Genomic DNA, 12,687 nt, shown 5'->3' on the forward strand with positions numbered 1-12,687 from the left:
GGGTTGGTTAAAACAGAATTTGCCTGGCGGCCATAGCGCGGTGGTCCCACCTGATCCCATGCCGAACTCAGAAGTGAAACGCCGTAGCGCCGATGGTAGTGTGGGGTCTCCCCATGCGAGAGTAGGACACTGCCAGGCATCAAATAAACAAAACAGGCTACCCTAACGGGTGGCCTTTTTTGTTTATGGGTTTTAACAGAGAGCGACTGGAGCATGACATGCGACAAACTGCGAACGCAGTTTGAACAGCGTCTGCGCTGGCCCCGTTAGGGGTGAGACTCATCTTAAAGATGAGACGAATACTGTGGACACTGGCAGGCATCAAATAAAGTCGAGACCCCATGCCAAAAGCGTGGGGTTTTTGCTATGTGCAAAATACAAAAGTAAAATGGCACACCTAACGGATGGTCTCAGGCCGTCAACAAAGTTGATTAGTGGGGAAATAGGCCGTCGGAGCGCCCCATCGGTACAGTCGCTCCGCCAATCACTGAGCTATAAATGAGATTTGTCAGCATACCCTAACGGATAGCTTTTTTGTCTATGGAATAGAGGGTACTCCAGGAGGCAGTTTTTTTATGTCTTCACTTAAGTAAAATACGAGTGGAGCAGAAACTTGCTATCACTTAGGTAATATCGCCATTCAGTTTCAATTCCTATCGCTTCTCTCTAACCAACTGCAAATAAATTCTGCGATCTCTTCTGGCTGATTAATATCCAATTGCTCTACGGTACTTGCTACCGGTTTGTCGCTTGCCAAAGCGATAACATATTCATCAATCAAGTCAGTGAATGGCTTACCCACAGCCTCTCTATAAAGCGCTATTTTGCTGATCGGTTCATGCTTAAAACCTTCAACTAAGATGAGATCGATGGTCGAGGTATCTAACCGACTGGCAAGGTAATGAAGATCTAAGGGTTTTTGCTCAGGTGTTTCTGTCATTAATGCCCAACGGCAATCGCTAGCAACCAGAGTCTGATGGGCACCTGCTTTACGTAATTCATAGCTATCCTTCCCTGGCGTATCAATTTCCATGTTGTGGTGTGTATGTTTGATTAAGCCGACTCGGATTTCGCGCTGTTGCAGTAAGGGGATCAGGCTTTTTAGTAACGTGGTTTTGCCTGTACCACTGTACGCGGCGATACCTAATAGCGGCGGTCTCTTTTGGCTCATAACGACCCTCTTTTACCTTGTTCCCATAAGTCGCAATCTGCGGGAGTATTTAGGTTGCTAAATAGGTTGGCTTGCCCACTGAAAATGACGGGTTGAGCATTCACGCTCTCCATCAATATCATTAACTTACGATCTCCTTTCGCCAGGAATTCAGCGAGGAGTGACTTCAAGCTGACATGCATTAAGGCTAATGTTGGATGTGCTCGCTCACCATCGTAGACATAAGCCGCCAGTGCTTGCCCTTTCCCGTGCCACAGCTGAGAAACCAAATGGATAGGCAGCGCAGGAACGTCGCAGGGCGCAAAAACAACCCATTCTGTAGATGAATGGCTCAATCCGGCATGCATACCTGCCAGTGGGCCTACAAAGCCAGTGATGATATCGCTGATGACCGGTATACCACTTTCTTGATACAACGCCTGATGACGATTAGCATTAATTAGTACGTGGTCAACCTGAGGCTTTAATCGGTCAATCACATGTTGAAATAGTGGTTTGCCGTGAAGAAGAATCAGTCCCTTATCGTTTCCGCCCATTCGGGAAGAACGACCGCCTGCAAGAATAACGCCTGTTATATTGGGCTGCATTTCTATCACTCCGCTATTTTCAACTGACTGACGAATTGTATCTTTAAATAGGAGGATCGGTCAGGATTTACTTTTATTGACAGTAGGCTCTCTTTCCCTGTGTGAATATCCCTGCTACTTTGTCTGCATATTTCTGAATAGGATAAATTTGCTATGAAATGCCATCGTGTGAATGAACTGATTGAGCTTTTACATCCGGCCTGGCAGCAAGAGCCTGATTTAAATTTGGTTCAGTTTTTACAAAAACTGGCCACTGAAGCCGGTTTCGAAGGCGAGTTTTCAGATCTAACTGACGATATTCTTATTTATCATCTGAAAATGCGCGGTTCGGCGTCGACAGAAGTGATCCCAGGACTGAAAAAAGATTTCGAAGAAGATTTTAAAACAGCCATATTGCGTGCTCGTGGCGTCATTAAAGATTAGTCATACTCCTTATCTGCGTAGATTAGGGCTTTGATGATACTATTTCTTATTCTCAGCGCGTCGCTGTCACTTATATAGACTGAATGTTGCTATGAACAGCTCTGCCTTTAATTTTCAGACGTTGTCTCCTGACCTGATTATGGATGCCCTTGAAGGGGTTGGATTACGGGTGGATTCAGGATTAACCGCGCTTAACAGTTACGAAAACCGTGTTTATCAGTTTATGGACGAAGATCGTAAACGTTACGTGGTGAAGTTTTATCGTCCTGAGCGCTGGAGCAGCGAACAAATCACCGAAGAACATCAGTTCTCCCTTGATTTGGCAGAGTCGGAGATCCCGGTGATTGCCCCATTGCTGCTCAATGGGCATACCTTACATACTCATGATGGTTTTTTCTTTGCGGTGTTCCCAAGTGTCGGCGGCCGCCAATATGAAATAGATAATCTTGACCAGTTAGAGTGGGTTGGTCGTTTTCTGGGGCGAATTCATCAGGTGGGTAGCGATAAACTTTTTGCTGTCCGTTCAACGATCGGTATCGAAGAATATCTGACGGAACCGCGTCGGTTGTTGGCCAGCAGTAGTCTGGTGCCAGCAAAACAGCGGGATAAGTTTCTGGCTGCGACCGATCTTTTGATCAGCACCATTAATCAGTATTGGCATACCGACTGGCAGCCACTGCGGCTACATGGCGACTGCCATCCAGGTAATATTTTATGGCGTGATGGGCCGATGTTTGTCGATCTTGACGATGCCAGAAATGGTCCAGCTATTCAGGATCTCTGGATGCTATTACACGGTGAACGTAGTGAGCAGTTGATCCAGTTGGATATTCTGTTGGAAGCCTATGGCGAGTTTGCTGATTTTGATCAGCGTGAACTGGCACTAATTGAACCTTTACGCGCGATGCGGATGGTTTATTACCTTGCATGGGTCGCCAGACGTTGGCAGGACCCAGCATTCCCTAAAAGTTTTCCGTGGATGGCGGAGTCTGATTTTTGGTTACAGCAGACTGCATCATTTACAGAGCAGGTTAAGCTGTTGCAGGCTCCGCCTTTACAGCTGATGCCAATGTACTAAAGCTAAATTGATGTACTAAAGCTAAGATAATGGAGATCGTTATAGTATGAAAAATGTTTGGTTAGCTCTCGTTGGCATGGTGATGGCATTCAGTGCATCGGCCGCACAATTTACTGACGGTACTCAGTACCAGACGTTAAACAAACCGGTAACGGGTGAGCCTCAGGTATTAGAGTTTTTCTCTTTCTATTGCCCACACTGCTACCAGTTTGAAGAAATTTACCATGTTCCTCAGGCAGTCAAAAAAGCGCTGCCGGAAGGGACTAAAATGACCCGTTATCATGTTGAGTTCCTTGGCCCATTGGGTAAGCAACTGACTCAGGCATGGGCTGTTGCCATGGCGCTTGGCGTTGAAGATAAGATCACCCCACTGATGTTTGAAGGCGTACAGAAAACCCAAACTGTTCAGACGCCAGATGACATCCGCAATGTCTTTATCAAAGCGGGTGTGAGTGGTGAAGACTACGATGCGGCATTAAACAGCTTCGTGGTTAAATCATTGGTTGTTCAACAGCAAAAAGCCGCTGAAGATTTAGAATTACGTGGTGTTCCAGCTATGTTTGTTAATGGCAAATATATGATTAAGAACGATGGCATGGATACCAGTTCAATGGATACCTATGTCAAACAGTATGCGGATGTTGTTAAGTTCCTGCTGACCCAAAAGTAATTATACGTAAAGAGGCGCTGGCTTTAGTTAGCGTCTCTTTTACTTTCCAATCCTCGCACAGTCCTTTACTTCGCCATTTTATTTCTTTCTCTGCCGAAAAATCATCATATTATCTAAAGTAATAGGTGCGTAACTGAACACTGACTATCTATTTTTAGGAGTGTTGCTTTCAATCCATTTATCTATTTCTGTGATGGTTGAGTGTGAATATTCATGATGTGAAAATGCCAAAATGGGTTGCTAAGCCTAATAAAAAAAAGGTGCGAGATAATTCACCCATAAGTGAAATTTATTTATCTTAAGCTCGAGACTAAATAAGTAATATCCACAATTTAGATAAAAGAAAAATGACAGAGAAATAAGAAAAATGCAATCATAACTATATGATTATACTTGTTTTAATTATTACCCCTTTGAAGAGTAACAAATAAATATAATCTGCACATGCTTTTACTCACAAAGTTATCCACAGAAAGGATCTTCAAGATCTCTGAGCAAAAATGCTCTCTTTCGCACAAGAATGGACGCTAAGATTCGTCTCTTGCCGCCAGCTATGGCATTCTTAGCGTCAGACCTTGCTGAATAAAGATGAAGAAACTCTATGGCCCAGATTGCAGAAAACCCATTGATCCTCGTTGACGGTTCCTCTTACCTCTATCGCGCATACCATGCCTTCCCACCGTTGACCAACGGCAGCGGCGAACCAACGGGCGCGATGTATGGCGTGTTGAACATGTTGCGCAGTCTGTTGCTGCAATATCGTCCAAGCCATGTCGCGGTTGTTTTTGATGCTAAAGGTAAAACATTCCGTGATGAGTTGTTCGCCGAATATAAATCTCACCGCCCACCTATGCCCGATGATTTACGGTCGCAAATAGAACCGCTTCATCAAATGGTCAAGGCGATGGGATTGCCTTTATTGGTGGTTTCCGGGGTTGAAGCGGATGATGTTATTGGCACTCTGGCGCAAGAAGCAGAAAAAGCAGGTCATTCGGTATTAATTAGTACCGGTGATAAAGATATGGCGCAATTAGTTACGCCAAATATCACTCTCATTAATACAATGAACAACGCTATTTTAGGGCCACAGGAAGTGTGCGAAAAATATGGCGTTCCTCCTGAACTTATTATTGATTTTCTGGCCCTGATGGGGGATTCATCAGACAATATTCCTGGCGTCCCTGGCGTTGGTGAAAAGACCGCACAGGCTTTATTACAAGGTCTGGGTGGATTGGACTCGCTATTCAGTAATTTGGATAAAATACCCACGCTAACATTCCGTGGTGCTAAAACCATGTCTGCCAAATTAGAGCAGAATAAAGATGTCGCCTATCTCTCCTATAAACTCGCCACCATCAAAACGGATGTCGAACTGGATGTGACTTGCGATGAGCTAACTGTTTCACCGCCGGATGATGAGCAACTGCATCAATTATTCAGCCGTTATGAATTCAAGCGCTGGCTGGCCGATGTCGAAGCGGGCAAATGGCTAGACGGCAAAAAAGAGCGGCCAACGGGGCAGACCAGTAATAAAGCCTTTGTCGCCGCAGAACCCGCCCCTGCGGCTGAAGTTACCGCCGTGCTGTCGCAAGAAAACTACCAAACTATTTTGGATGAAAAATCCTTAGCTGACTGGATCGAACGCCTTAAAAAGGCGGACGTGTTCGCGTTTGATACTGAAACCGACGGCCTTGATACCCTCAGCAGCAACTTGATTGGCCTCTCTTTCGCGGTCGCACCGGGTGAAGCGGCTTATCTGCCATTAGCGCATGATTATCTGGATGCTCCTGCACAGCTTGATCGTGACTGGGTACTCGCGACCCTAAAACCGCTGCTGGAAGATGACAAGGCCCTTAAAGTTGGGCAAAACCTCAAATTTGATCAAAGTATGCTGGCGCGTTATGGCATTGAGCTGCGCGGAATTGCATTCGATACCATGTTGGAATCTTATGTTTTAAACAGCGTTGCTGGCCGTCATGATATGGATAGCTTGGCGGAGCGTTACCTCAACCATAAAACCATCACCTTTGAAGAGATTGCCGGTAAAGGCAAAAATCAGCTGACCTTCAACCAGATTGCGCTGGAGGAAGCGGGGCCTTACGCCTCAGAAGATGCCGACGTTACCCTACAGCTGCATTTGGTGCTGTGGCCTCAGTTGCAGGAGAGTGAGGGTCTGAAGCGGGTATTCCAAGAGATTGAGATGCCACTGCTGCCGATCTTGTCCCGCATTGAGCGCACCGGCGTATTGATTGACCAAAATATATTAGCTGCACACTCAAAAGAGCTGACCATTCGCCTCGATGAGCTGGAGAAGCAGGCCCATGAGCTGGCGGAAGAGCCATTCAATCTGGCATCACCTAAGCAGCTACAGGTGATTTTGTATGAAAAGCAGCAACTGCCTATCTTGAAAAAAACGCCAGGCGGCGCGGCGTCCACTAACGAGGAAGTGCTGGCGGAGTTAGCGCTGGATTATCCTCTGCCGAAAGTGATCCTAGAATATCGCGGCTTGGCGAAGCTGAAAAGCACCTATACCGACAAGCTACCGCTGATGATTAATCCGGTTTCGGGCCGAGTCCATACCTCTTATCATCAGGCCGTGACGGCCACTGGGCGTCTCTCCTCCCGTGATCCTAACCTGCAAAACATACCGGTGAGAAATGAAGAAGGGCGTCGTATACGTCAGGCTTTTATTGCGCCGAAAGGTTATCGCATCATGGCGGCCGACTACTCACAAATTGAGTTACGTATCATGGCGCATCTGTCGCAGGATGAAGGGTTGCTGGCGGCGTTTGCTGCGGGTAAAGATATTCACCGCGCAACAGCGGCAGAAGTCTTTGGCTTGCCATTGGAAAAAGTCACCACCGAACAGCGCCGTAGTGCCAAAGCGATTAACTTCGGTCTGATTTATGGTATGAGTGCTTTTGGTCTGGCGCGGCAGCTGAATATTCCTCGCGGTGAAGCACAACGCTACATGGATCTCTACTTTGAGCGCTATCCGGGTGTGCTGGAATATATGGAGCGCACACGTAAGCAAGCCGCTGACCAAGGCTACGTCACTACACTGGATGGCCGCCGCCTCTATCTGCCAGATATTCACTCGCGTAATGCCAACCGCCGTAAGGCCGCTGAACGTGAAGCAATCAATGCCCCAATGCAAGGCACGGCCGCAGATATTATCAAACGTGCGATGATTGCCGTCGATGCCTGGTTACAGCAAGAGCCTGAACCTTTGGTGCGGGTCATCATGCAGGTACACGATGAATTGGTGTTTGAAGTGCACGAAAGTGTATTGGAAAGCGCTGAACAGAAAATTCGTGAGCTGATGGAACAGAGTATGCAACTGGCGGTGCCACTGAAGGTCGACGTAGGCGTTGGCGACAACTGGGATCAGGCTCATTAGTTGTAAGGGTAAGTGACGATAAATAAAGCACTTTATGTAATTAAGCTACATTTATTGCCGATTATGCTGTGAAGAAGTGCGCTGAATCGTGCCAATTTGTGTAACTATACAACAAAAAATTCTTTTGCCCTGTGAAAAAATGATGTAGAGTTACAGACGTAGGGTACAGAGGTAAGATGTTCTATCTTTCAGACCTTTTACTTCACGTAATCGGATTTGGCTATATATTAGCCGCCCCAGTCACTTGTTGACTGGGGCGTTTTTTATTGGGCTTTTGCTGAAAAGGGATGTGATTACGGGCTGTGGGATAGGCGAAAGAGTAAAGCGTCCGCGCCGGGCTGGCGCGGCTCTAGCCGATAGAGATGGCGAGTTTTATAAATAAACAGGTGGCGTCTTAACGGTTTGCCTATTCTCCCCGCCGCTCAACGTTTTGGGTGGGATTAATTACTCACCTTGATCATCATGCTCGTCATAATCATCAATCATCACTTCTGGTGGGATCTCACTGAACCAGGTATCCAATTTTTCCCGCAATTTATCGACACCAATCTTTTTCAATGATGAGAAAGCTTCAACCTGAATATCGCCCATAAAGGGAATAATCGCTTCCCGCACCATATTCAATTGGGCCTTGCGAGCGCCTGATGCCAACTTATCGGCTTTGGTCAGTAACAACATCACTGGCGTGCCGACAGCCACAGCCCAAGTAATCATCTGCTGATCTAAATCTTTCAGTGGATGACGAATATCCATCAACACAACCAATCCTTTCAGACAGTTACGCTTCTGCAAATACTCACCCAACGCACGTTGCCACTTGAGTTTCATCTCTTCTGGGACTTCGGCATAACCATAGCCCGGTAAGTCAACCAAGCGTACGCCATCGACCACTTCAAACAAGTTAATCAGCTGGGTACGGCCTGGGGTTTTACTGGTTCTGGCCAGACTTTTCTGATTAGTTAACGTATTGAGTGCGCTAGATTTACCGGCATTAGAGCGGCCAGCAAATGCCACCTCAATACCTTCATCGCGTGGCAGATGGCGGATATCCGGAGCACTGATGACGAAATGAGTCATGTGGTAGTTATAGTTTCTGATAGTCAAAATTTGTCGTCTCCGTGAGAGATAGCTTACATCGGGCGATTATAACTGCATCAGGACGAAAAAAGGGGGTTTATCTTTGACTGCTCTATTCTGTGCTTTCCCAAAAAATTGCCATTTTTGTGAGTTGGCGGTCATTGTCGAGAAAATTAAAAGCCTATCATTGAGCGATTGTTAAGAAAAACTTCATTAAAGTCAGCTAATATGATTAACAGATAATATGTTTTTATATTTATTTTTTTGAATAAAAACAAATGACTGTTTGTATTACCAATAGTGCTGGATGTGCTAGCAGGGAGCAAAATCACTTAGGATGAGTGACCTATGCTTAAGGAACGTAATGGATATGCGGTGAGCCAGGGACGATAAACGGAGCTAATGTAAAAGGATGTTCAGGGACACAGGCCGGAGCGCTGGGTGAGTCGCTTTCAGGGCTGAAGGGACAGTAAGGATGGCGTATTGCAGGAGGGAGAAACTGGGACGTTATGTAAGTGCAGGGAGTGCGCTGTAAGGATATCCTTCGGCAGAAGGTGCGAAAAAAGGCGACAGGTTAATCTGCCGCCTTTTTTCTTTCTCTGCTTTCTGCTAGATTCCGGCCCAAACCTATACCCAATAAATTTTAAGATGACGGGTATATACTCAATCCAATCCCATACTCATTTAAGAGCACAGGTTATGAAGCAGCCAACTAAAGCACCACGCGCAGCCCCAAAAGGCACTGCAACGCCAAAGCGCATTAAAAAGACCCGTGTAGAGCTGGATATTGAAGCTCGCGAACGTAAACGCCAGAAAAAACACAGCGGCAATCGCTCCGGTGCGAGAAGCAACGTTGAAGGCACCAATAAGAAGGGCCAGACCCCAGCGCAAGAGAAAGATCCGCGCTTCGGCAGTAAGGTGCCTGTACCGCTGGTGGTGGAGAGCAACGTTAAGGCCAAGCCAACCACTAAACCGGTGGTCAAAGTCGAAGCCAAGCCACGTCTGACGCCGGAAGAAGAGCTTTCCAAGTTGGAAAACGATGAGCGTCTGGATGCATTGCTGGATCGCCTGGATAACGACGAAGTATTAAGCAAAGAAGATCAGGCTTACGTTGATCTGACATTGGACCGCATTGATGCCCTGATGGAGCAGTTGGGTATTGAATTGGGCGACGATGAAGATGACGAAGAGAAAGAAGAGAAGCCGGAAGACATTTTGAAATTACTGAAGGGCGGTAATCCAAAAGACGCATTTTAAGTGATGCAGTGGGTTATCCCAACAATAGCCCTACTATTGACATGTTATCTATTGTGGTTATTGGGTAAACTATGGCGGCTGTCGCAACGACGATCACGGTTGCGCAGCGCTACTGCGGCCAGACAACGAAAACATCTGCCCTCTAACCGGCCCGGTAGGCGCAAATATCGGAAGGAATGAACATGTCTGAGCACGCTATAGTTTGGGATCTGTCCCTGATTCAAAAATATAATTATTCAGGGCCGCGCTACACCTCGTACCCCACCGCCCTTGAGTTCAGTGAAGATTATAACGAAGCGGCTTTTCAGCAGGCGGTGAAGCGCTACCCGCAGCGGCCTTTATCGCTGTATGTGCACATTCCGTTTTGCCATAAGCTGTGCTACTTCTGCGGCTGCAATAAGCTGGTGACGCGTCAGCAACATAAGGCTGATGAATATCTGACGGTCTTGGAAAAAGAGATCCGCCAGCGTGCGGTGTTGTTCGCGGGGCGTCAGGTCAGCCAGATGCACTGGGGTGGCGGTACGCCCACCTACCTGAATAAAACGCAAATTACCCACCTGATGAATTTGCTGCGTGAAAACTTTGATTTTCTGCCCGGTGCAGAGCAGTCAATTGAAGTGGACCCACGGGAAATTGAACTGGATGTGCTCGATCATCTGCGTGCTGAGGGCTTTAACCGCCTGAGCATGGGGGTGCAGGATTTCAATAAAGAGGTTCAACGGCTGGTTAACCGTGAGCAAGATGAAGATTTTATCTTCGCCCTGATTGCGCGCGCGAAAGCCCTCGGTTTTAACTCCACCAATATTGACTTGATATATGGTTTGCCCAAGCAAACACCGGAAAGCTTTGCTTTTACCCTCAAACGAGTCGCTGAGCTAAATCCTGATCGCCTGAGCGTGTTTAATTACGCCCACCTGCCTAGCCTGTTTGCCGCGCAGCGCAAAATCAAAGATGCGGATCTACCCAGCGCCGAGCAACGGCTGGATATTTTGCAGCACACCATCAGCTTCCTCACCGAATCCGGTTACCAGTTTATTGGGATGGATCACTTCGCTCGCCCAGATGATGAGTTAGCGTTGGCGCAGCGGGAAGGGAAACTACACCGTAATTTCCAAGGCTATACCACCCAAGGTGAGAGTGATTTACTCGGGCTAGGGGTTTCGGCGATCAGCATGTTGGGTGACAGCTACGCGCAGAACGAAAAAGATCTGAAAACCTACTACACCTGCGTGGAACAACGGGGCAATGCGCTGTGGCGCGGTTTGACGATGACCGACGATGATTGCTTGCGTCGTGATGTGATTAAAACGCTGATTTGTAATTTCCAAATCAGTTATCAGCCGATTGAGCAGCATTATGGGATTCATTTCGCGGATTATTTTGCTGAAGATTTCGAGCTGCTGGCCCCCTTCGAACAAGATGGGCTGGTGGAGCGGGATGAAAAGGGCCTTCGTGTCACGCCGCGTGGGCGCTTACTCATTCGTAATATCTGTATGTGCTTCGATATCTATTTACGTAAACAGGCGCGCAGGCAGCAGTTCTCCCGCGTGATCTGATGATGTCACCCTCATCGCTGAGGGTGACTTTCACGTCAGAATGATGAGTCCAACTACTCCATTCCCAACTCTTTCAGCTTCCGCGTTAAGGTATTGCGACCCCAGCCCAGCAAGCGCGCGGCTTCCTGTTTATGGCCTTGCGTATGGCGCAAGGCGGTGGTTAACAGCGTCCGCTCCATCTCTGGCTGTGCTTCAGACAACAGATCCTGATGACCGGAACGCAGTGCGCGATCAGCCCACTGTGCCAGCAGTGTTGACCAGTTATCCGGCGTTCGCTGACCCGTCGCATCCGGCGTGCTGGTTTCAAACAGCTCAGACGGGAGATCCTGCACCAGCACTTCCTGCCCCGCGGCCATCACGGTGAGCCAGCGACAGGTATTCTCCAGTTGGCGCACATTACCCTGCCAAGGCAGGCGAGTCAGCGCCACTTCGGTTTCTGGATGCAGATTCTTGGCTTCAACCCCCAACTCTTTGGCGGCCACTTGCAAGAAGTAGCGAGCCAAACGCGGAATATCTTCACGACGTTCACGCAGCGGCGGTAAATGCACCCGAATTACGTTCAGGCGATGGAATAAGTCCTCGCGGAATTTCCCCTCCTGAACACGCAGCTCCAGATTTTGGTGGGTCGCGGCGATAATGCGCACATCCACTTTGACCGGTGCATAGCCCCCGACTCGATAGAACTGACCATCAGCCAGCACACGTAGTAGGCGAGTTTGCACATCCAACGGCATATCACCGATTTCATCTAAAAACAGTGTGCCGCCATCGGCTTGCTCAAAGCGGCCCTGACGCACCTGATTGGCACCGGTAAACGCGCCTTTCTCGTGGCCGAACAGCTCAGACTCAATCAAATCCTTCGGAATTGCCGCCATATTCAGCGCGATAAAAGGCGCTTTAGCGCGCGGGCTATGGCGATGCAAAGCATGGGCCACCAACTCTTTACCGGTGCCCGACTCACCATTGATCAGCACACTGATCGAGGAGCGGGACAAGCGGCCAATAATGCGGAAAACGTCCTGCATCGCTGGGGCTTCACCGATGATATCGGCGGTTGGGCCGCTGGCCGGCTGACTACGTGGTGGCTGTTGCTGCTCCTGATAATGGCTGATCGCGCGCTCAACTAGCGCGACCGCTTCATCGATATCAAAGGGCTTGGGCAGATAATCAAACGCCCCTTGCTGATAAGCGCTGACCGCCGCATCTAAATCAGAATGTGCCGTCATTATGATGACCGGAAGCATCGGATGACGCTGCTTAATCTGTTTAAGCAGTGCTAACCCATCCATGCCGGGCATCCGGATATCAGATAACAACACATCTGGGGTTTGCGTCGCCAATGCATCCAACACCTGATTACCGCTATCGAATGTTGCGCAGCTTAGACCTGCTCCAGTCAGTGCGCGTTCGAGCACCCAGCGGATGGAGCTATCGTCATCGACGATCCAGACTATCCCTCGTTGCATAG

At 48.1% G+C, this 12,687-nt stretch carries 10 protein-coding genes and 1 rRNA gene; 7 read left to right on the forward strand and 4 right to left on the reverse strand.

Annotation, left to right across the window (positions count from 1 at the left end):
- Window positions 1-22: 22 nt before the first annotated feature.
- Window positions 23-138, forward strand: a 5S ribosomal RNA gene (gene rrf, locus ACZ76_RS09135).
- Between the two features lie 508 nt (window positions 139-646).
- On the opposite strand, the gene mobB is transcribed toward rrf, so the two are convergent.
- Window positions 647-1,171: a molybdopterin-guanine dinucleotide biosynthesis protein MobB gene (mobB, locus tag ACZ76_RS09140; protein WP_048618669.1), complete on the reverse strand. Its 525-nt coding sequence runs from the start codon at window positions 1,169-1,171 to the stop codon at window positions 647-649.
- Window positions 1,168-1,758 carry a molybdenum cofactor guanylyltransferase MobA gene (gene mobA, locus ACZ76_RS09145; RefSeq protein WP_048618671.1) on the reverse strand — a complete coding sequence of 197 codons (591 nt, stop codon included), beginning with the start codon at window positions 1,756-1,758 and terminating at the stop codon, window positions 1,168-1,170. The genes mobB and mobA overlap by 4 nt, the downstream gene beginning before the upstream one ends.
- Window positions 1,759-1,911: 153 nt before the next feature.
- Between mobA and ACZ76_RS09150 the strand changes: the two genes are divergently transcribed.
- The 4 genes from ACZ76_RS09150 to polA all read left to right on the forward strand — a co-directional run bounded on the left by ACZ76_RS09150 (window position 1,912) and on the right by polA (window position 7,329).
- Window positions 1,912-2,181: a YihD family protein gene (locus ACZ76_RS09150; RefSeq protein WP_019213110.1), complete on the forward strand. Its 270-nt coding sequence runs from the start codon at window positions 1,912-1,914 to the stop codon at window positions 2,179-2,181.
- Between the two features lie 91 nt (window positions 2,182-2,272).
- The gene (locus tag ACZ76_RS09155) at window positions 2,273-3,259 is read left to right on the forward strand and encodes a serine/threonine protein kinase (protein ID WP_048618674.1); all 987 of its coding nucleotides are present in this window, start codon (window positions 2,273-2,275) and stop codon (window positions 3,257-3,259) included.
- Window positions 3,260-3,305: 46 nt separating this feature from the next.
- Complete coding sequence (gene dsbA, locus ACZ76_RS09160) at window positions 3,306-3,929, forward strand: thiol:disulfide interchange protein DsbA (protein WP_048618675.1); 624 nt, start codon at window positions 3,306-3,308, stop codon at window positions 3,927-3,929.
- A 601-nt stretch (window positions 3,930-4,530) separates the two neighbouring features.
- Entirely contained in the window at window positions 4,531-7,329 is a 2,799-nt protein-coding gene (polA, locus tag ACZ76_RS09165) for a DNA polymerase I (RefSeq protein WP_048618676.1), read from the forward strand.
- A 444-nt stretch (window positions 7,330-7,773) separates the two neighbouring features.
- Here polA and yihA read toward each other — a convergent pair whose 3' ends face one another.
- Complete coding sequence (yihA, locus tag ACZ76_RS09170) at window positions 7,774-8,433, reverse strand: ribosome biogenesis GTP-binding protein YihA/YsxC (RefSeq protein WP_048618677.1); 660 nt, start codon at window positions 8,431-8,433, stop codon at window positions 7,774-7,776.
- A gap of 672 nt (window positions 8,434-9,105) precedes the next feature.
- On the opposite strand from yihA, the gene yihI reads away from it, so the two are divergent.
- Entirely contained in the window at window positions 9,106-9,663 is a 558-nt protein-coding gene (gene yihI, locus ACZ76_RS09175) for a Der GTPase-activating protein YihI (RefSeq protein ID WP_048618678.1), read from the forward strand.
- A 182-nt stretch (window positions 9,664-9,845) separates the two neighbouring features.
- Entirely contained in the window at window positions 9,846-11,219 is a 1,374-nt protein-coding gene (gene hemN / locus ACZ76_RS09180) for an oxygen-independent coproporphyrinogen III oxidase (protein WP_048618679.1), read from the forward strand.
- Between the two features lie 53 nt (window positions 11,220-11,272).
- Here the strand turns inward: hemN and glnG are convergent, their stop codons facing one another.
- Entirely contained in the window at window positions 11,273-12,685 is a 1,413-nt protein-coding gene (glnG, locus tag ACZ76_RS09185; protein WP_048618680.1) for a nitrogen regulation protein NR(I), read from the reverse strand.
- Window positions 12,686-12,687: the final 2 nt, after the last annotated feature.

It is taken from the genome of Yersinia aleksiciae (genome assembly GCF_001047675.1).
Lineage (GTDB): Bacteria > Pseudomonadota > Gammaproteobacteria > Enterobacterales > Enterobacteriaceae > Yersinia > Yersinia aleksiciae.